Source organism: Streptomyces purpureus (genome assembly GCF_014648195.1).
Taxonomy (GTDB): domain Bacteria; phylum Actinomycetota; class Actinomycetes; order Streptomycetales; family Streptomycetaceae; genus Streptomyces; species Streptomyces purpureus.
In genome coordinates, this window is record NZ_BMQQ01000011.1 from 189,930 (window position 1) to 216,421 (window position 26,492).

General features: G+C 70.5%; 28 protein-coding genes and 1 riboswitch. Of the genes, 12 read left to right on the forward strand and 16 right to left on the reverse strand.

Annotation, left to right across the window (positions count from 1 at the left end):
* Positions 1-211: 211 nt before the first annotated feature.
* The 4 genes from IEZ01_RS16635 to IEZ01_RS16650 all read right to left on the reverse strand — a co-directional run bounded on the left by IEZ01_RS16635 (position 212) and on the right by IEZ01_RS16650 (position 2,766).
* Positions 212-1,417, reverse strand: coding sequence for an RNA polymerase sigma factor (locus IEZ01_RS16635; protein WP_019887375.1), 1,206 nt, complete (start codon positions 1,415-1,417; stop codon positions 212-214).
* Positions 1,418-1,684: 267 nt separating this feature from the next.
* Positions 1,685-2,044 (reverse strand): YciI family protein, encoded by a 360-nt coding sequence (locus IEZ01_RS16640; protein ID WP_189202374.1) that lies wholly within the window; start codon positions 2,042-2,044, stop codon positions 1,685-1,687.
* A 42-nt stretch (positions 2,045-2,086) separates the two neighbouring features.
* Positions 2,087-2,413 (reverse strand): DUF4031 domain-containing protein, encoded by a 327-nt coding sequence (locus tag IEZ01_RS16645; RefSeq protein WP_019887377.1) that lies wholly within the window; start codon positions 2,411-2,413, stop codon positions 2,087-2,089.
* The gene (locus tag IEZ01_RS16650; RefSeq protein ID WP_019887382.1) at positions 2,410-2,766 is read right to left on the reverse strand and encodes a DUF8819 family protein; all 357 of its coding nucleotides are present in this window, start codon (positions 2,764-2,766) and stop codon (positions 2,410-2,412) included. The genes IEZ01_RS16645 and IEZ01_RS16650 overlap by 4 nt, the downstream gene beginning before the upstream one ends.
* Before the next feature lie 159 nt (positions 2,767-2,925).
* On the opposite strand from IEZ01_RS16650, the gene IEZ01_RS16655 reads away from it, so the two are divergent.
* The 3 genes from IEZ01_RS16655 to IEZ01_RS16665 are packed head-to-tail and all read left to right on the forward strand — an operon-like array spanning position 2,926 to position 6,556.
* Positions 2,926-3,972, forward strand: coding sequence for an SIS domain-containing protein (locus tag IEZ01_RS16655; protein WP_229833000.1), 1,047 nt, complete (start codon positions 2,926-2,928; stop codon positions 3,970-3,972).
* 58 nt (positions 3,973-4,030) lie between these two features.
* Complete coding sequence (gene murQ, locus IEZ01_RS16660; RefSeq protein WP_189202376.1) at positions 4,031-5,044, forward strand: N-acetylmuramic acid 6-phosphate etherase; 1,014 nt, start codon at positions 4,031-4,033, stop codon at positions 5,042-5,044.
* A 45-nt stretch (positions 5,045-5,089) separates the two neighbouring features.
* Complete coding sequence (locus IEZ01_RS16665; protein WP_189202378.1) at positions 5,090-6,556, forward strand: PTS transporter subunit EIIC; 1,467 nt, start codon at positions 5,090-5,092, stop codon at positions 6,554-6,556.
* A 13-nt stretch (positions 6,557-6,569) separates the two neighbouring features.
* Here the strand turns inward: IEZ01_RS16665 and IEZ01_RS16670 are convergent, their stop codons facing one another.
* Positions 6,570-6,785 (reverse strand): hypothetical protein, encoded by a 216-nt coding sequence (locus IEZ01_RS16670; RefSeq protein ID WP_019887387.1) that lies wholly within the window; start codon positions 6,783-6,785, stop codon positions 6,570-6,572.
* Between the two features lie 113 nt (positions 6,786-6,898).
* Between IEZ01_RS16670 and IEZ01_RS16675 the strand changes: the two genes are divergently transcribed.
* Together IEZ01_RS16675 and IEZ01_RS16680 are read left to right on the forward strand one after the other, a co-directional pair.
* A complete protein-coding gene (locus IEZ01_RS16675; RefSeq protein WP_189202380.1) occupies positions 6,899-7,741 on the forward strand; it encodes a helix-turn-helix domain-containing protein in 843 nt (280 codons plus the stop codon).
* Entirely contained in the window at positions 7,722-7,991 is a 270-nt protein-coding gene (locus IEZ01_RS16680) for a DUF397 domain-containing protein (RefSeq protein WP_189202383.1), read from the forward strand. Before IEZ01_RS16675 ends, IEZ01_RS16680 begins: the two co-directional genes overlap by 20 nt.
* 54 nt (positions 7,992-8,045) lie before the next feature.
* Here IEZ01_RS16680 and IEZ01_RS16685 read toward each other — a convergent pair whose 3' ends face one another.
* From IEZ01_RS16685 to IEZ01_RS16695, 3 genes are all read right to left on the reverse strand, one after another.
* The gene (locus tag IEZ01_RS16685) at positions 8,046-9,254 is read right to left on the reverse strand and encodes a S8 family peptidase (protein WP_373287624.1); all 1,209 of its coding nucleotides are present in this window, start codon (positions 9,252-9,254) and stop codon (positions 8,046-8,048) included.
* A 148-nt stretch (positions 9,255-9,402) separates the two neighbouring features.
* On the reverse strand, positions 9,403-9,957 hold the full coding sequence (locus IEZ01_RS16690; RefSeq protein ID WP_019887391.1) for an alpha/beta hydrolase: 555 nt from the start codon (positions 9,955-9,957) through the stop codon (positions 9,403-9,405).
* Between the two features lie 37 nt (positions 9,958-9,994).
* A complete protein-coding gene (locus IEZ01_RS16695; protein WP_019887393.1) occupies positions 9,995-11,611 on the reverse strand; it encodes a phospholipase D family protein in 1,617 nt (538 codons plus the stop codon).
* A 352-nt stretch (positions 11,612-11,963) separates the two neighbouring features.
* On the opposite strand from IEZ01_RS16695, the gene IEZ01_RS16700 reads away from it, so the two are divergent.
* Both IEZ01_RS16700 and IEZ01_RS16705 read left to right on the forward strand, forming a co-directional pair.
* Positions 11,964-12,536, forward strand: a complete 573-nt coding sequence (locus IEZ01_RS16700; RefSeq protein WP_019887394.1) for a hypothetical protein — start codon at positions 11,964-11,966, stop codon at positions 12,534-12,536.
* Positions 12,530-12,787, forward strand: coding sequence for a hypothetical protein (locus IEZ01_RS16705; RefSeq protein ID WP_019887395.1), 258 nt, complete (start codon positions 12,530-12,532; stop codon positions 12,785-12,787). The genes IEZ01_RS16700 and IEZ01_RS16705 overlap by 7 nt, the downstream gene beginning before the upstream one ends.
* A gap of 67 nt (positions 12,788-12,854) precedes the next feature.
* On the opposite strand, the gene IEZ01_RS16710 is transcribed toward IEZ01_RS16705, so the two are convergent.
* From IEZ01_RS16710 to thrC, 5 genes are all read right to left on the reverse strand, one after another.
* The gene (locus tag IEZ01_RS16710; RefSeq protein WP_229833004.1) at positions 12,855-13,334 is read right to left on the reverse strand and encodes an SRPBCC family protein; all 480 of its coding nucleotides are present in this window, start codon (positions 13,332-13,334) and stop codon (positions 12,855-12,857) included.
* 155 nt (positions 13,335-13,489) lie between these two features.
* Complete coding sequence (gene groL / locus IEZ01_RS16715) at positions 13,490-15,112, reverse strand: chaperonin GroEL (protein WP_019887398.1); 1,623 nt, start codon at positions 15,110-15,112, stop codon at positions 13,490-13,492.
* Between the two features lie 376 nt (positions 15,113-15,488).
* Positions 15,489-15,692, reverse strand: a complete 204-nt coding sequence (locus tag IEZ01_RS16720; protein WP_005315736.1) for a cold-shock protein — start codon at positions 15,690-15,692, stop codon at positions 15,489-15,491.
* A 422-nt stretch (positions 15,693-16,114) separates the two neighbouring features.
* Positions 16,115-16,393: a MoaD/ThiS family protein gene (locus IEZ01_RS16725; RefSeq protein ID WP_019887401.1), complete on the reverse strand. Its 279-nt coding sequence runs from the start codon at positions 16,391-16,393 to the stop codon at positions 16,115-16,117.
* Positions 16,390-17,697 carry a threonine synthase gene (gene thrC, locus IEZ01_RS16730; RefSeq protein WP_106959813.1) on the reverse strand — a complete coding sequence of 436 codons (1,308 nt, stop codon included), beginning with the start codon at positions 17,695-17,697 and terminating at the stop codon, positions 16,390-16,392. The genes IEZ01_RS16725 and thrC overlap by 4 nt, the downstream gene beginning before the upstream one ends.
* Positions 17,691-17,843: riboswitch (SAM riboswitch) on the reverse strand. Its footprint overlaps the gene before it by 7 nt.
* Positions 17,844-17,961: 118 nt before the next feature.
* Here thrC and IEZ01_RS16735 point away from each other — a divergent pair.
* The 4 genes from IEZ01_RS16735 (at position 17,962) to IEZ01_RS35680 (ending at position 22,304) form a co-directional block, all read left to right on the forward strand.
* A complete protein-coding gene (locus IEZ01_RS16735; RefSeq protein ID WP_028797683.1) occupies positions 17,962-18,903 on the forward strand; it encodes a glucosyl-3-phosphoglycerate synthase in 942 nt (313 codons plus the stop codon).
* Positions 18,904-19,159: 256 nt separating this feature from the next.
* Positions 19,160-20,557 carry an alpha,alpha-trehalose-phosphate synthase (UDP-forming) gene (locus IEZ01_RS16740; RefSeq protein WP_019887407.1) on the forward strand — a complete coding sequence of 466 codons (1,398 nt, stop codon included), beginning with the start codon at positions 19,160-19,162 and terminating at the stop codon, positions 20,555-20,557.
* Between the two features lie 287 nt (positions 20,558-20,844).
* Entirely contained in the window at positions 20,845-21,465 is a 621-nt protein-coding gene (locus IEZ01_RS35675) for a DUF2079 domain-containing protein (protein ID WP_158685683.1), read from the forward strand.
* An 8-nt stretch (positions 21,466-21,473) separates the two neighbouring features.
* Positions 21,474-22,304 (forward strand): DUF2079 domain-containing protein, encoded by an 831-nt coding sequence (locus IEZ01_RS35680; RefSeq protein WP_106959815.1) that lies wholly within the window; start codon positions 21,474-21,476, stop codon positions 22,302-22,304.
* 4 nt (positions 22,305-22,308) lie between these two features.
* Here the strand turns inward: IEZ01_RS35680 and otsB are convergent, their stop codons facing one another.
* Genes otsB through IEZ01_RS16765 form a run of 3 tightly spaced genes read right to left on the reverse strand, consistent with a single transcriptional unit; the run spans position 22,309 to position 24,865 of the window.
* Positions 22,309-23,142, reverse strand: a complete 834-nt coding sequence (gene otsB, locus IEZ01_RS16755; RefSeq protein WP_019887408.1) for a trehalose-phosphatase — start codon at positions 23,140-23,142, stop codon at positions 22,309-22,311.
* Between the two features lie 51 nt (positions 23,143-23,193).
* Positions 23,194-23,607 (reverse strand): DUF3263 domain-containing protein, encoded by a 414-nt coding sequence (locus IEZ01_RS35685; RefSeq protein ID WP_267907263.1) that lies wholly within the window; start codon positions 23,605-23,607, stop codon positions 23,194-23,196.
* 10 nt (positions 23,608-23,617) lie between these two features.
* Entirely contained in the window at positions 23,618-24,865 is a 1,248-nt protein-coding gene (locus IEZ01_RS16765) for an ABC transporter substrate-binding protein (protein WP_189202385.1), read from the reverse strand.
* 233 nt (positions 24,866-25,098) lie between these two features.
* Between IEZ01_RS16765 and IEZ01_RS16770 the strand changes: the two genes are divergently transcribed.
* Positions 25,099-26,004: an SIS domain-containing protein gene (locus IEZ01_RS16770; RefSeq protein ID WP_189202387.1), complete on the forward strand. Its 906-nt coding sequence runs from the start codon at positions 25,099-25,101 to the stop codon at positions 26,002-26,004.
* Positions 26,005-26,492 lie beyond the last annotated feature (488 nt).

Sequence of the window (26,492 nt, forward strand, 5' to 3'; positions counted from 1 at the left end):
GCCGGTACCAGGGCCTCGGGGCCGGGGGGCCCAGCCTCGCCGCGGCCCGCCCCGCCCGCGCCCCGCTCACGCGGCCGCCTACGACACCCGCCGGAAGACCCGCCCCGCGAGGTCGACGCCGACCACGGCACCGTCCTCGTCGCGGGTGAAGTAGCCGGTCTGTCCCTTTCCATGCGTCCATTGCGACTGCCGACCTCGCAGAAGCCGCCGGCTAGGCCTCCGGCGCCGTCTCCTGCGCACGGGCCAGGAGCAGTTCGCGTTCGCGGGCGTTGCGGGTCAGGGAGGCCGCGTGTGTGAACTCTGCGTGGGCCTCGGTGGTGCGGCCCAGGCGGGTAAGGAGGTCGGCGCGGACGCTGGGGAGCAGGTGGTAGGTCTTCAGGGAGGGGTCGGCGGTCAGGGCGTCGACGATGAGGAGGGCCGCCGCCGGGCCCTGGGACATGGAGATGGCGACGGCGCGGTTCAGTTCGATCACCGGGGACGGGGTCAGCGCCATCAAGCGGGCGTACAGGGACGCGATCGTGGACCAGTTGGTGTCCTCGTAGCGGACCGCCTGGGCGTGGCACGCGGCGATCGCGGCCTGGAGGGCGTACGGGCCCTCGCCCGCACGGCGCAGTGCTTCGAAGCCGCGGCGGATCAGCAGGCGGTTCCAGCGGGTGCGGTTCTGGTCGGCGAGCAGCACCGGCTCGCCATCGGGGCCCGTGCGGGTCGTCGTGCGGGACACCTGGAACTCCAGGAGGGAGGCCAGGCCGTGCACTTCGGGCTCCTCGGGCATCAGTCCCTGCAGGACCCGCGCCAGCCGCAGCGCGTCCTCGCACAGCGCCGGGCGGAGCAGGTCGTCGCCGGCCGTGGCGGCGTAACCCTCGTTGAAGATCAGGTAGATGACCTCCAGGACCGACGAGAGGCGGACGGCGCGGTCCTCGCCGTACGGCACCTCGTACGGCACCCCCGCCTTCGCCAGCGTCCGCTTCGCGCGTACGACGCGCTGCGCCACCGTCGCCTCCGGCGCCAGGAACGCCCGCGCGATCTCCTCCGTCGTCAGCCCGCCCAGCAGCCGCAGCGTCAGCGCGACCCGCGCCTCCGTCGACAGCACCGGATGGCACGCCGTGAAGATCAGCCGCAGCAGGTCGTCGTCGATGTCGTCCCGCTCCGACGGCTCGGGCGGCGGCGGTACGTCCTCCAGGGTCCGCCCGACCTCCGCCAGCTTCCGCGCGTACGTCTCCTTGCGGCGTACGAGGTCGATCGCGCGGTGCTTGGCGGTGGCCATGAGCCAGGCGCCCGGTCTCTCCGGGACGCCCGTCCCCGGCCACCGCTCCAGCGCGGCGACCAGCGCGTCCTGCGCGATCTCCTCGGCGATGCCGACGTCCAGCACGATCCGGGCGACCCCGGCGATGATTCGCGCGGACTCGATCCGGAACACTGTCTCGACCGCACGCGTCGCCCGTTCCGCCGCCCGTTCCGCCGACGGTTCGGCGGTCGGCCCCGTCGACGGTTCCGGCGTCGACCGTTCCGCCGACGGTTCGGCGGTCGGCCCCGTCGACGGTTCCGGCGTCGACCGTTCCGCCGACGGTTCGGCGGTCGCCCCCGTCGACGGTTCCGGCGTCCGGTCCTGCGTCCGCTCAGGCGCCCGTTCTTCGTCTGTCACGGCCAGCCATCAGAGCAGCCGCGCCCCACCCGCCGCAATCGGTCAGGCCTCTTTGATCTCCCGCACCTCGCAGGTGACCTTCCACTCCGCCGGGTGGATCTCCAGGAACCGCTTCGCCCACTCCATCGCCTCGGCCTTGTCCTTCGCCTGGACGATGGAGTAGCCGCCGACGACCTCCTTGGTCTCGGTGAACGGCCCGTCGGTGTATCCGATCTTGCCGCCGGACCAGATCACCCGGGTGCTTTCGGAGGTCGGCTTCAGACCGGCCGTGTCCAGCATGACCCCCGCCTTGGTGATCTCCTCGAACAGCGCCCCCATGCGCTTGTCGAAGTCCTCACCCGGGGGAGGGCCGGCGGAGAGTGCGTTCTCGTCGATGTGGACCAGCGTGATGAAGCGCGGCATGGTGACTCCTCGGTCGGTAAGGGCGGGGCCTCTCCCCGTCTCTCACCCTTGCGTCGAACGGGAGCCCCCCGGATCGACACCTCCCCGAGAATTTTTCCGGGAATCGTTCCGGGGATTCTTCGGCCGCCGCAGCCCGGCCTCCGTCAGACGCCGTACGAGCTCCTTGGAACTGACCTCCACCGCCCCCGCCGCCACCGCGTCCCCGTACCGCTCCGACGGCAGGTCGTAGTGGTCCCGGTCGAAGGCGCGCGCCGGGGCGCCGATGCCGGCGGCGAAGGCGTGCAGCTCGTCGTAGGAGACGTCGCTGACCAGGTGGGACCACATACGGCCGTGGCCGGGCCACTGCGGCGGATCGACGTAGACCGTCACCGCAGGCCACCGACCGGGGCCACGACCACGCCCTGCTTGGCGCAGACCCAGTGCGGATTCGGGCCGAGTTCGGGTTCGACGTCGAGGGCGTGCGGACCGCCCGACGTACAGACCGGACACAGCGGCCATCGGCCGTACTTCTCCAGGAGCGCGTCCTGTACGTCCTGGGCGACCAGCCCGGCGACGTACTCGAGGCCTTCCGGCCACTGCTCGACCCACCAGCGGCGGTGGGTCACCGCGTCCTCGACGAGGGACACGACCTCGGCCTGGGCGACGTCGCGGGCCACGAGGTCGGCGAGGACCAGGGCGCGGGCGGCGTGCAGGGCCTGCTCCAGGTGGTCTACGGCGTTCATGGGTCCATTGTCTCCCTGGTGGCGGCACAGGGGTTGACGCCCCCGAAGGGCCGAAAATATCTTTCAAGTGTGACGGATGACGTGAAGGAAATTTTCACCCCGGCGGGCTCCGTGGCGCCTTCCCCGGCGGGCTCCGTGGCGCCTTCCCCGGCGGGCTCCGTGGCGGGAAGCAGATACCCGGCCCCGGCGCCCCTCGCCGCCGCGATCGGCCCACAGGGCTCCCAGAGTCCCCACGGCTCCCACGGCCCGCGGGCCTCCCACGGCAAGCAGGGCAGGCAGGGCAGCCCCGGCTCCCCAAAACCCCCGCTCACCCCCACCACCGACGCACCCCCCGCCCCCGCCGCCCTCGCCGCCAAGGTCCGCACCCTCGCGCCGTCCATGACCCGCTCCATGCAGCGCGTCGCCGAGGCCGTCGCCGCCGACCCGGCCGGCTGCGCCGCCCTCACCGTCACCGGCCTCGCCGAACTCACCGGCACGAGCGAGGCGACCGTCGTCCGCACCGCCCGCCTCCTCGGCTACCCCGGCTACCGCGACCTCCGCCTCGCCCTCGCCGGTCTCGCCGCCCAACAGCAGTCCGGCCGCGCCCCTTCCGTCACCGCCGACATAGCGGTCGACGACCCCATCGCCGACGTCGTCGCCAAGCTCGCCTACGACGAGCAGCAAACTCTCGCCGACACCGCCGCCAACCTGGACACCGTCCAGCTCGGCGCCGCAGTCGCCGCCCTCGCCACCGCCCGCCGTATCGACATCTACGGCGTCGGCGCCTCCGGCCTCGTCGCCCAGGACCTCGGCCAGAAGCTCCTGCGCATCGGCCTGCTCGCGCACGCGCACAGCGACCCGCACCTCGCCGTCACCAACGCCGTACAGCTCCGCTCCGGAGACGTGGCCATCGCCATCACCCACTCCGGCTCGACCGGCGACGTCATCGAACCGCTGCGCGCCGCCTTCGACCACGGCGCCACCACGGTCGCGATCACCGGCCGCCCGGACGGGCCGGTGTCGCAGTACGCCGACCACATACTCACCACCTCCACCGCCCGCGAGAGCGAGCTGCGCCCGGCGGCGATGTCGTCCCGTACGAGCCAACTCCTCGTCGTCGACTGCCTGTTCACGGGCGTGACCCAGCGGACGTACGAGACGGCCGCCCCGGCCCTCGCCGCCTCCTACGAGGCCCTCGCGCACCGCCACGCCCCCCGCACCCGCTGAACCGCGAGCACCCGCCGAGCCCGTGCACCCGCGGAACCCACGAGCCGCCGAAAGAGCCATGACCAGGTACTCCGAACTGCGCGCCGAACTCGCCTCGCTCACCACCGAGGCGTTCCGCCCCGAACTGGCGGAGATCGACCGACTGCCCACGGAAGACATCGCCCGGCTGATGAACGGCGAGGACCAGACCGTCCCCTCCGCCGTCGCCGCCCAACTCCCCGCCATCGCCGCCGCGATCGACGCCACCGCCGAGCGCATGGCCAGAGGCGGCCGCCTCGTCTACGCCGGCGCCGGGACCGCCGGCCGGCTCGGCGTCCTGGACGCCAGCGAGTGCCCGCCCACCTTCAACACCGACCCCTCCCAGGTCGTCGGCCTGATCGCGGGCGGCCCGACGGCCGTCGTCACCTCCGTCGAGGGCGCCGAGGACTCCAGGGACCTGGCCGCCGAGGACCTCGACGCGCTGAAGCTGACCCCCGACGACACCGTCGTCGGCGTCTCCGCCTCGGGCCGCACGCCGTACGCCCTGGGCGCCGTCGAACACGCCCGCGCCCAGGGCGCCCTCACGATCGGCCTCTCCTGCAACGCCGACAGCCCCCTCGCCGCGGCCGCCGACCACGGCCTGGAGGTCGTCGTCGGCCCCGAACTCCTCACCGGCTCGACGCGATTGAAGGCGGGTACGGCCCAGAAGCTGGTCCTCAACATGATCTCGACGATCACGATGATCCGACTGGGCAAGACGTACGGAAACCTGATGGTCGACGTCCGCGCCTCCAACGCCAAACTCCACGCCCGCTCCCACCGGATCGTCGCCCTGGCGACGGACGCGACCGACGCCCAGATCGAAAAGGCCCTGACCGCGGCGGACGGCGAGGTCAAAACGGCAATCCTGATGCTCCTGGCCGACGTGACGGCCGAACGGGCGGACCAACTCCTGACGGAGGCGGAAGGCCACCTGCGTACGGCCCTCGCTGTGGGCAACTGTTCCGCTGGGGCGGGACGGGTGGGCACAGCGGAACCCACGGCGCCGGGCGCCCCCGTCCCGCCCCGCCACCCCGGTGCCGGGCGCCCATAGGGCCCCGGCACGCACGCACCGCACCCCCACAGCAAGGCCCCGCACATGCACCCAGACGCACAGAGAACGGCCACCCACCTCCTCCCCCTCCTCGGCGGCGCCGACAACGTCACCACCGTCGCCCACTGCATGACCCGCCTCCGCCTGGGCCTCCGCGACCGCTCCCTCGTCCAGGACGACGCCATCCGCGCCCTCCCCGGCGTCCTCGGTGTCGTCGACGACGACACCTACCAAGTCGTCCTCGGCCCCGCCGCCGTCGCCAAAGTCACCACCGCCTTCGAGGAACTCCTCACCAAGACACCCCCCACCGCCGACGACCTCGCCGCCACCGGCGCCGCCCTCAAGGCCGCCCAGAAGGCCAGGAACCAGACCCCCCTCAAACAGCTCCTGCGCCGCGTCGCGAACATCTTCGTCCCGCTGATCCCCGCCCTCATCGGCTGCGGCATCATCGCCGGCCTCAACGGCCTCCTCGTCAACCTCCGCTGGCTCCCCTCCCTCACCCCCGCCCTCGCCGCCGTCGCCTCCGGCTTCATGGCGCTGATCGCGGTCTTCGTCGGCTACAACACGGCGAAGGAGTTCGGCGGCACCCCGATCCTCGGCGGCGCGGTCGCCGCGATCATCGTCTTCCCGGGCGTGGCGAAGACCGAGGCGTTCGGCCAGGCCCTCTCCCCCGGCCAGGGCGGCGTCCTCGGCGCGCTCGGCGCGGCGCTCCTCGCGGTGTACGTGGAGAAGTGGTGCCGCCGCTGGGTGCCCGGCACCCTCGACGTGCTCGTGACCCCGACCCTGACCGTCCTGGTCTCCGGCCTGGTCACCATCTACGGCCTGATGTACGTCGCCGGCGAGGTCTCCACCGCCATCGGCACCTTCGCCGACTGGCTCCTCGCCCACGCCGGCGCGGGCGCCGGGTTCGTCCTCGGCGGGCTGTTCCTCCCGCTGGTGATGCTCGGCCTGCACCAGGCCCTCATCCCCATCCACACCACCCTCATCGAGCAGCAGGGCAGTACGGTCCTGCTCCCCATCCTCGCGATGGCCGGCGCGGGCCAGGTCGGCGCGGCGATGGCCGTGTACGTCCGGCTCTCCCGCAACCGCTCCATCCGCCGCACGATCAAATCCGCCCTCCCGGCGGGCCTGCTGGGCGTCGGCGAACCCCTCATCTACGGCGTCTCGCTTCCCCTCGGCCGCCCCTTCGTCACCGCCTGCGTGGGCGGCGCCTTCGGAGGCGGCTTCATCGGGCTGTTCAACATGCTCGGCGACCACGTCGGCTCGACGACCATCGGCCCGTCCGGCTGGGCGCTCTTCCCGCTCCTCGACGGCAACAAAGGCCTGGCGGAGACGGTCGCGATCTACGCGGGCGGGCTCCTCGTCGGGTACGTGGCCGGGTTCACGGCCACGTACTTCTTCGGCTTCAGCAGACAGCTCCTCGCCGAGTTCAACGTCGACGTAGACGAAGACGTGGACGTGGAAGACCAGGCAGCGCCCGAAGCCCCGACGAAGGCGCAGGTGTCCGTGTAAAGGTCACGGCTCCTCACTTACGGGCGTGATGCAGCACGGCGACGAGCCGTAGCGCGGTGTCCAGGTTGCACCGCCCCAGCTCCACGAGAGGGTACGGATCCATCCCCGCCGCCGACACCGGATCCATCCGCAGCGACGGCAGGGTGACCCCGGCCGCCCCGAGCTCGGACCTGAGCTGCGCCACGGCGTCCTCCACGGCCCGCAGGCGCTCACTCGCGGTCATCGTCATTGCTTCTACCTCCACACCGAGTGTTTCTCGTTCCTCACACAGCGTGTCCGGTCCGAGGCTAGCCTGAACAGATCGGTGGCCCAACAATCCCACCTGTACGAGAGGGAGTTGCCATGCCTGGACGCAAGGACCTCGACCCTTCCTCCAACCCCCGCGCCTTGATCGGCGCCGAACTGCGCCACGCGCGCGAGAAGGCCGGCCTGAGCCAGGAGGCTTGCGGGGAACCACTCTTCGTGAGCGGTTCCTACATCGGAGCGATGGAGAACGGAACGCGTCGCATTCCTGTCGACATCGCGATCCAACTCGACAAGATGTTGGGAACCGGCGACTTCTTCGAGCGCAACTGCGGGGCCGCGAACCAGTCGAAGTATCCCGACCACTTCGCGGAGGCGGCGGACGCGGAGGCGGTGGCGGAACGGATCAAGGAGTACGCGCCGCTGCTGATCCCGGGGTTGCTACAGACGGAGGCGTACGCACGGGAGATGTTCCGTGGTGGGCGGCCCACAGAGACGGACGCCACGATCGACAAACTCGTCGAGGCCAGGCTCGACCGAACTCACCTGCTCGAGGATCCAACAAAACCGATGGTGTGGGCGATTCTCGATGAGGCTGTGCTGCGCAGGGAGGTGGGTGGGCCGGAAGTAATGGCCGAGGCGCTCGGCCACATCGCCGCGCTGATCCGGCGGAGGCGGGTGATTGTGCAGGTACTGCCCTTCTCAGAGGGCGCACACGTGGCGACGGAAGGGTCGCTCAAGCTGATGTTCTTCGACGAGGCGCCCACACTCGTGTACCTCCAAGCCCTGGGGACTGGCCGACTGGAAGACGACCCGGCCAGTGTCGCCCGCTACGAACTCACCTACGATTTGCTCGGGGCCAGCGCACTGTCACCACAAGAATCCCTGGCCCTGATCGAATCAGTGGCGGAGGATTACGCCCATGAAGATCAAGAGCCCTGAGTACGACCTGTCGACGGCGGTCTGGCACAAGTCCAGCTACAGCGGCCCCAGCGGAGGCGACTGCCTTGAGGTCGCGACCTGGCGCAAGTCCACGTACAGCGACGCCAGCGGCGGCAACTGCCTGGAAGTCTCCGACGACCACCCCGGCGTCGTCCCGGTCCGCGACTCCAAGAACCCCGACGGCCCGCACCTCGCCTTCCGTACGGCCGCCTGGTCCGTCTTCGTCGCCGGGCTCACGTCCGTACCGTAGGCGCGACTCCGGCCCGCCCCGGTGAGCGAGGGGCGGGCCAGAGGGTGTGAGGGGTTACAGGCCGCCGGTCTGGAGCAGCATGCTCGGGGAGAGCTTCGAGACGGTCAGTTCGTCCTTGACCGTCTGCTCCAGGATCCAGTTCGCGACCGCGGCCGGGCTGGCCGACGGGCTCGCGGCCTTGGCGAGGGTGGCGACGCCGGCGACGTGCGGGGACGCCATGGACGTACCGTTCAGTGCGGTGCTGCCGCCGCCCAGCTTGGCGGAGAGGATGGCCGTGCCCGGCGCGTAGAGGTCGAGGCACGGACCGAAGTTGGAGAAGCTGGCTTCCTCGTCCAGGTGGTTGCTGGCTCCGACCGTCAGGACGTTGTCGGCGCTGGCGGGCGAGACGTTGCAGGCGTCCTGGGCTTCGTTGCCCGCAGCGAGGACCGGCAGGACGCCGCGGTTCGACAGGGCAGTGGCGGCGTTGTTGACGGCCTGGTTGCGGGGGCCGCCGAGCGAGCCGTTGAGGACGGCGGGCTGGACGGCGTTCTGGGCCACCCAGTCGAAGCCGGCGATGATGCCGGACCAGGAGCCGCTGCCCTGGCAGTTCAGGACGCGGACGCTGACGAGGTTGGCCTGGCGGGCGACGCCGTACGTCGCTCCGGCGACGGTGCCGCCGACGTGGGTGCCGTGGCCGTTGCAGTCGGCGCCGTTGCGGCCGTCGCCGATCGCGTCGAAGCCCCTGCGTGCGCGGCCGCCGAACTCGGAGTGGCCGAACTCGAGGCCGGTGTCGAGGATGTAGGCGGTGGCGCCCTTGCCGGAGGTGTTGACGTTGAACTGGTGGTTCAGCGGCAGGTAGGGCTGGTCGATCCGGTCCAGGCCCCAGCTGGCGGCGACGAGCCGCTGCTCGGCCGCGTCGGTCTTCTCAGGAGTGACGCTGACGGTGGCGTCCTGCTCGACGGCCTCGACGCCGGGCAGCTTGCGGACCGCGTCCAGCTGCGAGGCGGTGAGCTTGGCCGCGTAGCCGGAGATCACGGAGCGGTACGTGAAGAGCGGCGTCACGCCCGGCACCTTCTGCGCCATGGCGGAGCTGTCCTGACCCGCCTTCAGCGTGACGATGTACTGCCCCGGGATTACCCGCGGCGAGGAGGACTTGATCAGCGGGGCGAGCGTCGGGCTGCCCGACGGGCCCGGTGCGGAGTGGGCCGAGACGGACAGGGGCCCTGCGATCGCCAGGGCGGCGGAGAGGGCAGCCGCGAGGGCGGTCTTGGTTCTAGTACGCATGAGCATGAGAGGAACATGCAGAAACGATCACACACAATCACTTTATGTGGCGGTTCGAATACTTTTGGTAGTGAACCCCTGAATGCGCTCCGCCGAACGCATGAAGCCCCCGGAACCATCGGCTCCGGGGCCTCGTTACGTCAGCCCGTCAGCTCGCACAGTGCGTGTCTTCGTACGGGCGTGCGCCGGTCGTCAGGAAATCCGTCACGGCGCGGTTGCCGCAGGCGTTGCCGTTGGTCAGATACATGCCGTGGCCGCCCTGGTCCACCAAGACGAGCCGGGCGCGGTCGCCGAGGGCCTGGCGCATCTTCAGGCCGACGTGGTGCGGAGTGGCCGGGTCACGCAGGCTCTGGATCATCAGGATGTTGGACGGGCCGTCGGAGGTGATCCGGGTCGGCTCGGACGTCGGCTTGCTCTTCCAGAACGAGCAGGGGGTGATGTTCGCCGGCATGCCCGCCGTCAGCGGGTGCGCGGCGCGGTCGGCGAGGACGGCGCGACGGTGTCCGGGGACGGACCCGGGCCACTTCACGTCGTTGCAGATCACCGCGACCGTGATCGCCGCGTCGGTGTCCGGCAGGGCGTAGGCGATGTCCGGGGTGAGGGCCGGGACGGCGGCCGGGTCCTTGGCGTCCCGGACGAGACGGGCGAAGGCGGGGAAGGCGCCGTCGGTGACGAAGGCGTTCTGGAGGGACTGGCGGAGCATGTTGCCGGTGAGCGGGCGGCCGGGCTTGGACGCAGCGTCAGTACGCGTTGCGCCACCGGAGCCTCGCGGGGCGGCCGTCCGGGTCGACCAGGAGGCGGTAGAGCGGCATGGCGAGGGCGCGGGTGATGCGGGACATGTCCGGCGGCTGGTAGGCGCGCAGTCGGCCGGGCGGCCTGGGGTCGCGGCGACCGCCCTCGTACCAGTCGTCCAGCGCGGCGGCCCGCGCGGAAAAGACGTCGAAGGCCTTCACCGGGTCGCACAGATCGTCCGGCGCGTCCGGCGCGTCGGCCTCCGGAGCGTCCAGGTGCTCGCGGAAGAGCTCCAGCCGCAGGTCACGCGCGAAGCGGCGGGCCTGGTCCCCAAGTCCGCCGGGGTCGGGCGGCGGTCGCCCGTCGACACTGTCGTCCAGGACCACGCAGCTGAGCTCCGAATCGTGCGTCCAGGAACGGAGGTTGATGTTGTCGGAGCCGACCGTCGCCCACACGTCGTCGATCACGCACACCTTGGCGTGCACGTACACGGGGTCCCCCTCGGGGTTCTCCAACCCGTACACGGCCACCCGGGCACCGCCCGCCCGGCGCAGCTCGTCGAGGGCCGCGACGCGTCCGACCAGGTTCATCGGCAGCGTGATCCGCCCGTCCTGCTCGGGCAGGGAGGGGATGACGGCGATCAGCCGCAGACCGGGGTTCTCCCGGAGCGCACGGCCGAAGAAGCCGACGACGTTCGGCGACCACAGGTACTGGTCCTCCAGGTAGATGAGCGACCGTGCCCGCCGCAGGGCCTTGAGGTAACCGCGTGCGACGCTGCGTTCGCCGTCGGGGGCGAAGGGATAGCCGCGCAGCAGCCGGTTGGGGTACGTGCGCAGCACCTGCACGGTGTGGGTGCCGCGAGGACCGGGGTCGGGCAACTGGGGCGGCAGGGGATCGGCCTCGGTGTCCTCGTGGTGCGCGAGTTCGCGGACCCGGACCATCGGGCTGCGGGTGAGGGGCGAGGGGTCTTCCCAGCGTTCGCGGAAGACTGCTTCGAGATCACCGACCGCCGGGCCGCGGATGGCGAGCTGCACGTCGTGCCAGGGCGGCCGCCGCCCGTAAGCGGAGGCGAAGGGCACCGCCTGGGGGTCTCCGTGGTGGGCGGCGTCGTCGTTGCGGCTGTGGCACAGGTCGATGCCGCCGATGTACGCGACGTCGCGGTCAGGACGGCCGGGGTGGCGCAGCACCACGAGCTTCTGGTGGTGCGAGCCGCCGGGACGTACCCGCATGTCGAGCAGGCACTCGCCGCCGGCGTCCTCCAGCTCCTCGCCCAGGTGGCGGTTCTCCTCCTCGCTGAACTGCAGCTTGTCCAGGTGGGACCGCCACAGCAGGCCTTTCACGATCACCCCGCGCTCGGCCGCCTCGCCCAGGACCCGGCCGATCTCGGAACCCTCGCCGTCGAGGCGTTCGTCCGGGTCGCCACGCCAGTCGGTGAACAGCAGGAGGTCTCCGGAGCCCTGCGCCCGTACGGCCGCGAGCAGTTCGGCGAAGTACGCCGCGCCGTGCACGAGCGGCCGCACGTCGTTCCCACGGGTCCAGGCGGCGCCGTCGGGATGGCGCCGGTCCAGCCGGGTGGAGGTGTTCCCGCGTTCGGTGGCGGTGAGCATCCAGTCGCTGAGCTTCACGATGGGGTCCTCTCCCCTGGCGGTTACCCGCTCGTCCTGGATCGACGCCTGCGCGCCTGTCCTCACTCGCGGCGTCCGGTCGATCACAGGAAGTTCCCTCACCCTTGACCCCGGCCCGCACGCGCTTTCCCGTCCCGTTCCCGGAGCTCAAGGCCCGCGCGCCGAGACCTCTTAACATCGATTTGGGATGGGAATTGGCAAGTGAACCCGCCCACCCACCCTGCGAGTTGGGCAGAATTGACACGGTGAGCGACCGATTTGCCACGCAGCGTCATATGCCTCTAGCGTGACGACTCCCAAGACAAAAGCGACCCCCGCCGGTGCGCCAACACCATGCGGGGGTCTCACCAACGTGACGGCCACCGACAGCAAGGGCAACACCTTCACCCGCGAGGGTGCGGGCACGCTGGACTTCACGCTCCGCCCCGAGCTCCGGTGGAGCGTCGGCAAGCCCGCCTGGAACGACCGCAACGCGCGCCCCCAGGGCACGCTGATGGGTGTGCAGCCGGGCTCCGGGGACAAGGTGCCGCTGGCCGGGCGCACGGTCGAGTTCTCGCGCCTGCCCGACAGGACCGAGGCCACCTCGGCGGTCACGGCCGCGGACGGAACGTTCACCGGGGCGCCGTACCCGGTGGCGGCCGTCGGTGAGGAGTTCTTCGGCACGTTCACCGAGGACAGCGAAGAGGCCCACGGCACGGACAGCACGGTGAGCCGTGTGTACGAGTACCAGCCGCGCCGGGTGTCCATCACCGCCGCCGCCGACAAGACGCGTGCCCAGCCGGGCGAGACCGTCACCGTCTCCGGCCGGGTCGTCGACGCGAACGCGGCGGGCGCCGCCGTCGGGGACGCTCCGGTGAAGGTCAGCCTCGGTCGGGACGGCCGTGGCTCCGAGGTGGGCAAGGTCGTCACCACCGCGCCGTGGTGACCGTGACCGGTGTGCTGCAGCAGCTGTCGGGGACGGCGTGGAAGGCGTACGCGGGGCAGCCCGTGCAGCTGTGGTTCCAGGCCAAGGGCGCGTCGAAGTACACGCTGGTGTCGTCCGGGAAGACCAGCTCGACCGGGCTGGCCACGCTCAAGGGCAAGGCGACGGTCGACGGCACCTGGCTGATCCGGTACCTCGGTGACGCGACGCACTTCAACTCGACGGCGACCGGCGACTTCGTCGACGTGCGCTGATCCCTTACGGGACCTGTGCCGGGCGGCATCCCTTCCGGGGGTGCCGCCCTTCGCGCTGCCGGGGGGCCTACACCCGGGCCAGGAAGGTCGCCAGGCGGTCGTACTCCTCCGCCACCCCCGCCTCCATGCCGGTCGCCAGGGCCTGGTCGCGGATCTCGGCGGACGGCCAGACCGAGGTGCTCCGCAGTCTGGTGACGCCGTCGCCCTTCTCCTCGAAGGTGAGGGTGACGTGGATGGGCGGGCCGGGCATCAGCTCGAAGAGCTCGGTGTAGACGAGCCGCTCCGGCGGGGTGATCTCCTCGTACATACCGGAGAAGACGATCTCCTGGCCGTCGGGGGCCTTCTGGCCCCAGCGCCAGGCGCCACCCACGCGCAGATCGATGTCGCACACGGTCGTGGTCAGGGAGCTCAGGCCGTACCACTGCCGTACCTGCTCCGGTTTCGTCCAGGCCTCGAAGACCCGCTCGCGCGGGGCCGCGAAGTCCCGGGTGATGACGAGCTCCCGCTCAGAGGGGGTCGTCAGCTTCGTGGTCGACTGCGTGGTCATGGCCTTCGCCACCCTCCTGCTGCCGCTGCTGCCGCGTGCGGGCGTGCGAGCGTGCGGCACCGCTACTTCCAGGGTGTGGCAGAACGCCGAGGGCGGCACCCCCTCCATGAAGGGGTGCCGCCCTCGGACCGTCGGACGGATCCGATCCCGGAGGATCAGAAGTCCATGTCACCGCCCGGCATGCCGCCCGGAGCGGCCGCGGCGGCCTTCTCCGGCTTGTCGGCGATGACGGCCTCGGTGGTGAGGAACAGCGCGGCGATGGAGGCGGCGTTCTGCAGGGCAGAGCGGGTCACCTTCGCCGGGTCGATGATGCCCTCGGCGATCATGTCGACGTACTCACCGGTCGCGGCGTTCAGGCCGTGGCCGACGGGCAGGTTGCGCACCTTCTCGACGATGACGCCACCCTCGAGACCACCGTTGACGGCGATCTGCTTGAGCGGGGCCTCCAGCGCGAGCTTCACGGCGTTGGCGCCGGTGGCCTCGTCGCCGTTCAGGTCGAGCTTCTCGAAGACCGAGGAGGCCTGGAGCAGGGCCACGCCACCACCGGCGACGATGCCCTCCTCGACGGCCGCCTTCGCGTTGCGAACGGCGTCCTCGATGCGGTGCTTGCGCTCCTTGAGCTCGACCTCGGTCGCGGCACCGGCCTTGATGACGGCCACGCCGCCGGCCAGCTTCGCGAGGCGCTCCTGGAGCTTCTCGCGGTCGTAGTCCGAGTCGGAGTTCTCGATCTCGGCGCGGATCTGGTTCACGCGACCGGCGACCTGGTCGCTGTCACCGGCACCGTCGACGATGGTGGTCTCGTCCTTGGTGATGACGACCTTGCGGGCGCGGCCCAGCAGGTCCAGGCCGGCGTTCTCGAGCTTGAGGCCGACCTCCTCGGAGATGACCGTGCCGCCCGTGAGGATGGCGATGTCGTTCAGCATGGCCTTGCGGCGGTCGCCGAAGCCCGGGGCCTTGACCGCGACGGACTTGAAGGTGCCGCGGATCTTGTTGACGACCAGGGTCGACAGGGCCTCGCCCTCGACGTCCTCGGCGATGATCAGCAGCGGCTTGCCCGACTGCATGACCTTCTCCAGAAGCGGGAGGAGGTCCTTCACGGAAGAGATCTTGGAGTTGACGATCAGGAGGTAGGGGTCGTCGAGCGACGCCTCCATGCGCTCCATGTCGGTGGCGAAGTACGCCGAGATGTAGCCCTTGTCGAAGCGCATACCCTCGGTGAGCTCCAGCTCCAGACCGAAGGTCTGGGACTCCTCGACGGTGATGACGCCTTCCTTGCCGACCTTGTCCATGGCCTCGGCGATCAGCTCACCGATCTGGGTGTCGGCGGCGGAGATGGAGGCCGTGGAAGCGATCTGCTCCTTGGTCTCGACATCCTTCGCCTGCTCGAGCAGGGCGCCGGAGACGGCCTCGACGGCCTTCTCGATGCCGCGCTTGAGGGCCATCGGGTTGGCGCCGGCGGCGACGTTGCGCAGGCCCTCGCGGACGAGCGCCTGGGCGAGGACGGTCGCGGTGGTCGTACCGTCACCGGCGACGTCGTCCGTCTTCTTGGCGACTTCCTTGACCAGCTCGGCGCCGATCTTCTCGTACGGGTCCTCGAGCTCGATCTCCTTGGCGATGGAGACACCATCGTTGGTGATCGTGGGGGCGCCCCACTTCTTCTCGAGGACGACGTTCCGGCCCTTGGGGCCAAGGGTGACCTTGACGGCGTCGGCGAGCTGGTTCATGCCGCGCTCGAGACCGCGCCGGGCCTCCTCGTCGAACGCGATGATCTTGGCCATGTGAAGTGGTCCTCCCGGACATGGGGTGGATAACGCTCCTGGACCGCGCCTGCGCCCGCGACGGACGGTCTGCGTGCCTGTGGTTCCTTGCCCCACGCGGCGTGCGGACCTCACCGACCCGGTCCCTCGGTAGCACTCTCACCTTCAGAGTGCTAACGCCAATGATTAGCACTCGGCATAGCAGAGTGCAAGGCCGTCCCGAAGGGACGTCGATGAGGGGTGGTGGTCGGGCGACGGGTGGGCGCAAGCGCCTCTCGGGGATCGAGCCCCCCGTGGCCCGCCGGGGGCGGGAACGCGCGAGGGGCTCGTATCCCCCTGGGTGTCCCCCGGGATACGAGCCCCTCGGCGTGAGTGTGCCGTGGCCGAATCGCGCCGCTCAGACGGCGAGCTTGACCATGTCAGCCTGCGGACCCTTCTGGCCCTGCGAGATCTCGAACTCGACTCGCTGACCCTCTTCAAGGGTGCGGTACCCGTCCATCTGGATCGCGCTGTAGTGGACGAAAACATCCGCACCACCGTCGACCGCGATGAAGCCGTACCCCTTCTCCGCGTTGAACCACTTGACGGTGCCCTGAGCCATGCCTAACTCCCCTATTACTGGCCCTTGCGCAGGACCGCACTTCGCGGACCCGGGTCAGACCTCGCCCACCGACAGGAGTGGGCTCGAACGCGTCGACCGCGGCTGAATGTATCTGCCCAACTGCCGTCTGCAACAGGTCAATCGGACGAGAAATCTGAGCGTGGCCGAACGGGGAATTCAGGAGAATTCACTGGCTTTCGGGGCAAGTCGGGCCAGGCAAAGGGCGCAAATGGCGCAGAACGATCGAACACTTTGGCTGCTTCTTGTCGCGTGCGGGCGCATTCTCATATGCGGCTGGCACAAGCAGCGGAGGGGACTTCCCCAACTCTACCGCGTTCAACCATGCAGAATTGCCCCCTCCGCTTTCCGTGGAGGGGGCAATTCCGTAAGTCGGGTCCGTACGCCGGGTCGCGTCAGGCCGTTCAGCAGCCGCCGGCGACCGCGGGGATGATCGACACGCCGGCGCCGTCCGGCGTCGCGGTCTCCAGGCCCTGCTCGAAGCGGACGTCGTCGTCGTTGACGTACACGTTCACGAAGCGGCGCAGCTTGCCCTGGTCGTCGAGGACGCGGGCGGCGATGCCGGTGTGGTTCTTCTCCAGGTCCGCGATGACCTCGGAGAGGGTCGCGCCCTCGGCAGAGACCTCGGCCTGGCCGCCGGTGTACGTACGGAGGATGGTGGGGATGCGGACGTTGACGCTCATGCGAGGCCAGCCTCTCGGAAAGAGTCCAGGTTGGGGCGGATGACTGCGGTCATACCCGTCGTGGGGGCCACCGCGTCGAGGGTCTTGAGGCCGTCACCCGTGTTGACGACCACCGTGGTCAGGGACGGGTCGATGGCCCCGGACTCGATCAGCTTCTTCGCGACGCCGAGGGTGGTGCCGCCGGCGGTCTCGGTGAAGATGCCTTCCGTACGGGCCAGCAGCTTGATCGCGTCCACGATCTGCTCGTCGGTCACGTCCTCGACGGCGCCGCCGGTGCGGCGGCAGATGTCCAGGACGTACGGGCCGTCCGCCGGGTTGCCGATCGCCAGGGACTTGGCGATGGTGTCCGGCTTCTGGGGCCGCACGACGTCGTGACCGGCCTTGAAGGCCACCGACACCGGCGAGCAGCCCTCCGCCTGGGCGCCGAAGATCTTGTACGGCTTGTCCTCGACCAGGCCCAGCTTGATGAGCTCCTGGAGCCCCTTGTCGATCTTGGTGAGCTGGGAGCCGGACGCGATCGGGATGACGATCTGGTCCGGGAGCCGCCAGCCGAGCTGCTCGCAGATCTCGTACGCGAGCGTCTTGGAGCCCTCGCCGTAGTACGGGCGCAGGTTGACGTTGACGAAGCCCCAGCCCTCGCCGGCCGGGTCGCCGATGAGCTCGGAGCAGAAGCGGTTCACGTCGTCGTAGTTGCCCTCGATGCCGACGAGCTCGCCGCCGTAGACGGCGGCCATGACGACCTTGCCCTGCTCCAGGTCGTGCGGGATGAACACGCAGGAGCGGAAGCCGGCCCGGGCGGCGGCGGCGCCGACCGCGCCGGCGAGGTTGCCGGTGGAGGAGCAGGAGAGGGTGGTGAAGCCGAAGGCGCGGGCGGCCTCGAGGGCCTGGGCGACGACGCGGTCCTTGAAGGAGTGCGTGGGGTTGCCGGAGTCGTCCTTGACGAAGAGCTTGCCCGGCTCGACGCCCAGCGCGCCGGCGAGGTTGTCGGCCTGGACGAGCTTGGTCCAGCCGGGGTTCAGGTTCGGCTTCTGCGCGACGTCGGCGGGGACGGGCAGCAGGGGGGCGTAGCGCCAGATGTTGTCGGGGCCGGCCTCGATGCGCTTGCGGAGGGCTTCGGGGTCGCCGAGCGGGAGGTCGTAGGAGACTTCGAGCGGGCCGAAACACAGTTCACAGGCGAAGATGGGACCGAGCGGGAACTGCTCGCCGCATTCCCGACAGGAGAGGCCGGAAGCGGGACCGAGATCGACGGTCTGGGTGGCGGAAACAGTCTGTACAGCCATGGAGGCGAGGCCCTTTCTCCTCATCTTTCTCATGACGAACGTCGTCATGAGACGGATTTGGCACCTTCCCTAGCCGGGAGCCTCGCTGGCGCGTTGTGTCGCGGACGAGACCGACTGGAGGGTTGCCGGGGCTTCAACGGGCCGTTTCCCTCTGCCCCTCTGGATGAGCGGTATTCGGTTGTGTGGCGCGGGGACCCCGACATGCGACGGCCGTCCGCGTTGTTCAAGACTGTAACCGAACCCCCGGACGGTTGAGATGGTCGTCCGATCCGCGAGATGGAGATCACGTTGCTGGAAGAGGTGGAGCGCTGGCTCGGTCGGCGGTCCTGGTCGGTGGCCGACCGTCCGCTCGACCGGATTCTGGCGGCGAAGCGCGCCACGACGGTCAGTGTCGTCCTGCCGGCGCTGAACGAGGAGGCGACGGTCGGGGACATCGTGGCCGTGATCCGGCGTGAGCTGATGTCGCCGGCCGTGCCGCTCGTGGACGAGCTGGTGGTGGTCGACTCGGGCTCCACGGACCGTACGGCCGAGGTGGCCGCGGCGGCCGGGGCGCGGGTGGTGGCGCGTGACGCGATACTCCCCCGCATACCCAGCGTCCCGGGCAAGGGCGAGGTGCTGTGGCGGTCGCTGATGGCGACAAGTGGGGACGTCGTCTGCTTCGTGGACGCGGATCTCAGGGATTTCTCCGCGGACTTCGTCTCGGGGATCGTGGGTCCGCTGCTGACCGACCCGGACGTGGACTTCGTGAAGGCGATGTACGACCGCCCGCTTGGCGACACCCCTGGCCAGGGCGGGCGGGTGACGGAGCTGGTGGCCCGGCCGCTGCTGAATCTGCACTGGCCACAGCTGGCCGGCTTCGTACAGCCGCTGGGCGGGGAGTACGCGGCGCGGCGCTCGCTGCTGGAGCGGCTGCCGTTCCCGGTGGGGTACGGCGTGGAGCTGGGTCTGCTGGTGGACGCGTTGCACACGGTGGGTCTGGACGCGTTGGCGCAGGTGGATGTGGGGGTGCGCAAGCACCGGCACCAGGGCGGGCAGGCGCTGGGGCGGATGGCGGCGGCGATCTACCGCACGGCGCAGCTGCGGCTGTCGCGGGGGCATATGGTGCGGCCGCGGCTGACGCAGTTCGAGCGGGGCGAGGAGGGTTTCGTGCCGCGGACGTACGAGGTCGACACGGAGGAGCGGCCGCCGATGACCGAGATCGCGGAGTATCGGCGTCGCAGCGTGGCGTAACCCGTAATGATCATGTGTTTTGCCTACATTTCTAGGCATGGGTATGGATTCGGGTTGGGGTGTGGAGGCGCTGTGGCTGCTGGGCGGGGTCGTGCTGACCCTGGCGGCGATCGGGGTGGTGGCGCTGGCGGCGCTCCGGACGCGGCGGCACGATTGAGAGCGGCACCGGTGAGCAGTGGCGCCGGACGTGGTCAAGCCGACCGGTTCCGGTCATGCGTACGTTTGAGCGTTTCCCGAGCGGGCTAGGTTCGGTTCCATGGCCTCAGAGCGCACCGCCCAGGTACTCGTCGCGTCCAACCGCGGCCCGGTCTCCTACGTGCCGCGCGAGGACGGCACCCTCGAAGCGCGCCGCGGCGGAGGCGGTCTCGTCTCCGGGCTGAGCGCGGTCTCGGCCGAGGACAGCGTGTGGGTGTGCGCGGCGCTCGGCGAGGGTGACCGGGAGGCGGTCCGGCGCGGGGTGTCCGAGCCGGGTGTCCGGATGCTGGGCATCGACCCGGACGTCTTCACCGCCGCGTACAACGGCATCGCGAACTCGGTGCTGTGGTTCGTCCACCACATGCTGTACCAGACCCCGCTGGAGCCGGTCTTCGACCTGGAGTTCCGCCGGCAGTGGGCGGCGTACGAGGCGTACAACCGCGCCTTCGCGGAGGCGCTCGCGGCGGAGGCCGCGGACGGCGCGTCGGTGCTGGTGCAGGACTACCACCTGGCGCTGGTGCCGGGCCTGCTCCGGGACCTGCGCCCGGACCTGCGGATCGGCCACTTCTCACACACGCCGTGGGCCCCGGCGGAGTACTTCCGGATGCTGCCCGACGACATCGCCGAGCAGCTGCTGCGGGGGATGCTGGGAGCGGACCGGCTGGGCTTCCTGACCCGGCGGTGGGCGGACGCGTTCGCCGCGTGCTGCGAGGCGGTCGTCGGCGGCACGGGCGGTACGGAGCTGGGGGTGCACGGCCTCGGCGCGGACGCGGACTTCCTGCGGGAGCGCTCGCGCCGGGCGGACGTGGAGGAGCGGCTGGAGACGCTGCGGGAGCAGATCGGCCCCGGCCGCAAGGTGATCATCCGGGTGGACCGCACCGAGCTGTCGAAGAACATCGTGCGGGGCCTGCGGGCGTACCGCACGCTGCTCCAGGAGCGGCCGGAGTGGCGGGGCCGGGTGGTCCACGTCGCCTTCGCGTACCCCTCCCGGCAGGACCTGAAGGTGTACCGCGACTACACCGAGGAGGTCTCCCGGGTCGCCGCGGCGATCAACGAGGAGTACGGCACGCCGGACTGGACCCCGGTCCTCCTGCACGTGAAGGACGACTTCGCCCGCTCCCTGGCGGCGTACCGCCTGGCGGACGTGGCCCTGGTCAACCCGATCCGCGACGGCATGAACCTCGTCGCGAAGGAGGTCCCGGTCGTCACGGACCGGGGCGTGGCCCTGGTCCTGTCCCGGGAGGCGGGCGCGTACGAGGAGCTGGGCGAGGACGCGATCGGGGTGAACCCGTACGACGTGGTGGCCACGGCCGAGGCCCTGCACGAGGCCCTCTCCCTCCCGGACACCGACCGCGCGGAACGCACGAAGCGCCTCGCGGCGTCGGCGACGGCGCTGCCGCCGCAGCGGTGGTTCGTGTCGCAGCTGGAGGCGCTGGGGGCGTTGGATCCGCGGGGGTAGTCCGCCGGGGTAGTCCGCGGGGGTAGGAATTCGGCCACCGCTGCTCTTTCCACCCTGGAGGCGGGGCAGTGGATGGATACGCTCGGATCATGCAACTTCCTTCCACTTCCGGGCAATTGGCGGTCCGTCCCACCGAATCCGCTGAAGGGACGGGCCGAGCCGGAACGGGTGGCGAAGAAGCGGAATACCGCCGTCGGCGGGGCTCGATATCCTGACTGCCTTCTCTGCTCAGCTCATCGGTCTGCTTCGCGATATCGCTGGGCTTAGGGATGCACCAGTGGGCGTCCATGCAATTGGGCGGCTTCGACCTGGGCATATTCGACCAGGCGATACGCTCCTACGCGGCCTTTTCACTCCCCGTCTCGCCGGTCAAGAACTACCACCACGAGTTCCCCGCGGACTTCTCGCTCCTGGGCGACCACTTCTCGCCGATACTCGCCCTCGCGGCACCGCTGTACTGGGTCTGGGACGACCCCAGGGTTCTCCTCGTCCTCCAAGCGGCGTTGTTCGCCGCGGGAGCTCCCCTGGTGCGCGGCATAGCGGCTCGCGCGCTCGCCCGCGCCGGCTCCGCACCGGACCTGCGCTTCGTCAATGCGTGTGCGTTCGTCTACGCGGTGGGATGGCCGCTGATGACAGCGGCCAGGGGCGGCTTCCACGAGGTGGCGTTCGCCGTTCCGCTCACCTTGGCGATGTTCCACCAGGCCTTGGCCCGCCGCTACACGATGGTGCTGGTCACGGCCTTTCTCCTCACCGGCGTCAAGGAAGACCTCGGGCTCGTGGTGGGCTGCTACGGCGTGGTCCTGCTGGTGCGCAGCGGGCGTGCCCGAGACATGCCGGGGCTGAGAACCGGGGCCGCCCTGGCAATCGCCGGCCCGGTGCGCTCTCCGCGCTGTCGGTCACGTGGCTGATCCCCGCGATGGGGGGTGAACCGGGCTACTACTGGAGCTATCAGGCGCTCGGGGAGGATGCCTCGTCCGCCATGTGGAACGTGGTCACCGACCCCAGCCTGCTCGTGCGGGCGGCATTCGACGTCCCGACCAAGGCTCTGCTGCTGCTCTGGGTGTTCGGGACCCTGCTCTTCCTCCCCCTCCGCTCGGCGACGGCCCTGTGCGCCCTGCCCCTGCTGGCGGAGCGCCTCCTGTCGTCGAATGGGAATCACTGGACGGCGGCGCGTCACTACGACGCGTTCCTGTGGCCGATCGTCCTCACAGCCGCGATCGAAGTCACGGCAAGGATGCGATTTCATATCCCGACCGGCCGCCGCCGCCCTTTCCCGCCGACCACCCGGCTCGCCGCAGGCCTCGCCCTGGCGGCCTCCTTGGTCATCGCCCTCGTACCCCTGACGGACCCGGCCCGCCACGAGTCGATCGCCAATGGCAAGGCCCTCGGCAAGGCCGTTTCCGTCATACCGCCAGGAGCGTCGGTCGAGGCGGACAACCATGCCGTACCCCGACTCACCGCAAAGACGAACGTCGTCATGCTCGACGGCACCCCGCGAGGCATGGAATACGTAATCCTCAGCACAAAGGAGAGGGCGTTCCCTTTCCAGGACGTGGAAGAACAGAAGCGACGAGCCGAAATCCTCACGGAACACGGCTACCGCACCATCTGGAGCGAAGACGGCGTCCTCGTACTGCGCCGCGTGTCGAAGACCGCGATCCCCGGCGAGGCTGTTCCGGACCGGAACAGCACGCCGGTGAAAGAAGTGGCGCCGCCTTACGTCGGACGCTCCTTGTTCAAGGGCTGAGTGCTCAGCGCAGCGTGCGGGCCAGGTCCGCGAGGAAGGTGACGACCGCCTCGGGGCCGGGGACCAGGAGGTCGGCGCGGGTGGCCAGTTCGGGGACCTCGGTGGAGCCGCTGCAGACCAGGAGGCCCGGCGTGCCGTCCGAGCGGAGTTTTTCGACCGCCGCGAAGGCGGCCAGGTCGCCCAGGTCGTCGCCCGCGTAGAGCACGGCCCCGGCGCCCGTCTCGCGGACGTACTCCTCCAGTGCCACGCCCTTGTCCATGCCCGGCGGGCGGAGTTCGAGGACCATGCGGCCCGGTTCGAGGACGAGGCCGTGGTGGGCGGCGAGGTCGCCGAGGGGGCCCTTCAGGGCGTCGAAGGCGGCCTGGGGGTCCTCGGCACGGCGGGTGTGGACCGCGACCGCGCGGCCCTTCTCCTCGATCCACGTGCCCCGCCATGCTCCGAACCGGTCCAGTACGCCGGGCAGTTCGGCCCGTACCGCCGCCACACCGGGGTGCGGCGCGGCCGCCTGGACCGTGCCCGTCACGGCGTCCCAGCGCTCGGCGCCGTAATGACCGAGGACGACGAGGCGCTCCAGGCCGGGGACCCCGGCGAAGCCGCCGTAGCGGACCGCGACACCGGCGGGCCGCCCCGTCACCACGGCCACCGAGGCCACGTGCGGGGCGAGCGCGGCCAGCGCCGGGACGGCGCCGGGGTGGGCGCGGGCCTGTTCGGGGTCGGGGACGATCTCGGCGAGCGTGCCGTCGAAGTCGAGACCGACGACGGCCCGCTCGGGGTGGGCCAGCAGCGCGGCGAGTCCGTCGCGGCCGGCCGGGGTCGTGGGATGCGGAAGGCTGCCCATGCGTCCGACCCTAGCGACCTGGGCGAGGGGCGGCCACGGAATGAGCCAGGCTCATCGGCGCTCTTGGTGCGCCGCGCGGATCCGCCGGAGCCGGTTGACGGTGACGGGGTCGTGCGCGAGGGCGCGCGGGTCGTCGAGGAGCGCGTTCAGGAGCTGGTAGTACCGCACGGGCGACAACCCCAGCTGCTCCCGCACCGCCCGCTCCTTCGCCCCGGGCCCCGGCCAGGAGCGCCGCTCGAAGGCCAGCACGGCGAGCTCCCGCTCACGGAGGGTGGCGGGGGCGGTGTCCCCGGCCTCGGCGGGCCGGTCCGCCCCGGGCGCGGCGGCGGTCGTACCGTCGGCCTCCCCGGCGGGCCGGTCCGCCCCGGCCGGGTATGCCGGGCCCGCGGGGGACGCACCGCCTCCGTCCCCGGCGCCGTCCGGGGCCGTCGGGGCGGTCGGGTCCTGCGGCGTGCTCGCGGTCATACGACCCAACTTATTCCGTGTTCTCCGCCGCCGTCGCCTCGCGGCCTATCTCGCCCAGCACGCCCGACGCCGCCTGACCCGGCTCCACCGCCTTGCCGATGTTCTGCTTGATGTTCTCGCTCACCTTCGCCCAGGACGTCTTGCCGACCGGCGGCAGCTCCGACGACGGCAGCTCGTTCAGGAACGCCTGCAGGTTCGCGTGCTGCGGGTCCTGCCGCATCACGGTGTTCGCGCTCACCGTCACCGGCAGCAGGTCGTTGTCCCCCGCGAACTTCAGGACGTTCCTGTCGTCGAAGACGAAGTTGAGGAACTCACCGATCTCCTTGCGGTGGTTCTTCTGCTTGAAGCCCATGATCCAGTCCGCGACGCCCATCGCCGACCTGGCCTTGCCGTTCACCCCCGGCAGCGCGACCTTGCCGACCTTCACACCCTTCTTCTCCGCCTCCTGCATCAGCGACGGGTGGCCGTTGAGCATGCCGACCTCGCCGCGCGCGAACGCCGCGAAGGCGTCCTTGCGGTTGAGCTTGCCGGGCGCGACCGGGCCCGTAAGCCCCTTCTCGACGAGGTTCTTGCGCAGCCACTCGAACGTCTTGACGTTCTCCTCGGAGTCGATGGTGTAGCGACCGAGCCCGTCGGTGTACCCGTCACCGCCGCTGAGCAGCCACATCATCGTCTCGGCCTGCGCCTCCTCCGGGCCGAGCGGCAGCGCGAAGGGGTACTTCACGTCCTTCTTCTTCAGCTTCTCCGCGTCCTCGGCCAGCTCGGCCCAGGTCTTGGGGCCACCGTCGATTCCGGCCTTGTCGAAGAGGTCCTGGTTGAAGAAGAGGAGCCGGGTGGAGGCGGCGAACGGCATGCCGTACTGCGCGTTTCGCTGCTCCCCAGCGGCCGCGAGCGGCCGGAGGAAGTTGGCCTGAACCGGTACGGAGAGCAGCTCGTCGGCGGTGTAGAGCTGGCCGTCGGCGGCGTAGTCCGCGTACGCGCCGATCTGCGCGATGTCGGGTGCGTCGCCGGCCTTGACCATCTCGGCGACCTTGCGGTCGACGTCGTTCCAGGACTCGACCTGGACCTCGATCTTCACACCGGGGTGTGTGGCGGTGTACGCGGAGACGAGGCCGGCCCAGTAACGCTTGGTCGTGTCACCGCCGTTGAGGTCGTAGTCGGCGGCGACCAGCTTGAGGGTGACGTCGCCGTCCTCGGCCTCGGCACCACAGCCCGACAACGTTGCCGTCAGGCCAAGCGCCAGAATCGTCGCGGTCATTCCCAAGAAGCGGCGCTGCACAGCCCTGTCCCACCCTCTGCTCATCACGGATCCAGAGATTCTCCCATGCACCGGATGAGGTCTAGTCCACGCGGGTATCGCTTTCGCAACGCATCGCCGGGCGAGGACTCATTGCCGGGCCGAAGCGCGACTGCTATGCACTACCCGGCACGTTGTCAGTTCTGTTCTGTTCCGATCTGTTGCTTTCTGCAGGAACCAAGGAGCCGTGACGTATGTCCCGTACCGCATCCCTTACCGCAGCGGAGATAGCCACCCAGCCCGCCTGCTGGCGCCGAGCGGCGGAGGCCGCGGCCGCCTTCGACGGACTGCCGAGGCCGGGCGAGCGGGTCGCCGTCACGGGGTGCGGGACGTCGTGGTTCATGGCGATCGCGTACGCGGCGCTGCGGGAGGCGTCGGGGCAGGGGGAGACCGACGCCTTCGCGTCGTCGGAGTTCCCGGCCGGCCGTACGTACGACCGGGTCGTCGCGATCACCCGCTCGGGTACGACGACGGAGGTCCTGGAGCTGCTGGGCACGCTGCGCGGGAAGGGGCCGACGCTCGCCCTGACCGCCGACCCGAAGACCCCGGTGATGGACGCGGCGGACGCGGTCGCCGTCCTGGACTGGGCGGACGAGGAGTCGGTGGTCCAGACGCGCTTCGCGACGACGGCGCTGGCGTTCCTGCGGGCGGGCCTCGGGCCGGTGGCGGGCCTGAAGCCGGTGGCGGAGGCGGCGCGGGACGCGGAGCTGGCGGTGACCGAGCCGCTGCCGGAGGCGGTGGTCGACGCGGAGCAGTGGACGTTCCTGGGGCGGGGCTGGACGTACGGGCTGGCGTTGGAGGCGGCGCTGAAGATGCGGGAGGCGGCGGGGGCGTGGACGGAGTCGTACCCCGCGATGGAGTATCGCCACGGTCCGATTTCGATCACCGGCCCGGGGCGGGTGGCGTGGGTGTTCGGCGAGCTGCCGCCGGGCCTGGCGGCGGACGTCGCCGGGGTCGGCGGCACGCTGGTCTCGTCCCCGGGCGACCCCCTGGCCGACCTGATCCGCGCGCAGCGCCTCGCGGTGACCCTGGCGGAATCGAGGGGCTTGGACCCGGACCACCCCCGAAACCTCACGCGCAGCGTGATCCTGCCGGGGTGACCTCCCCCACCCCGCCCCTTCCCGAAACCCTGCCGGGGGCTGGTGGGGCTTGGGTGGTGCCCTGACGGACCCGGCAGGCGCGGCAGCTCCGCGCCGCGTGGTGGGGCGGTGCCCTGACGGGCTCGGGGCCCGACCCCTCGGCTTGAGCCCGGTCCACGGCCCCCGAGTGTCGGGGCCGGCCGGTTGTGGGTCGGCCGTGAGCGGCGGGCGGCTGTAGAGGGCCCGTACGACGTCACGGGCTCGGGCGGGGTTGATGCCATCGGAGGTCGGCGCAGAGCGCTCGAAGGTGACGGTCATGGATGGAGTACATCCCGACGCCGCGTCGGCAAATAGACCCCGCCGGGGATACCCACCATGGGGGTGCGAACGGCGTCAACCGTGCGCCCCCGAAGCGCCGTTGCCGGAAGTGATCTAGGGCCTGTTGTGAAAGTGCGGGTCACAGCCATTCGTTGATGGCTGCGACCAGCACTGTCGCTTCGTAGCGGACG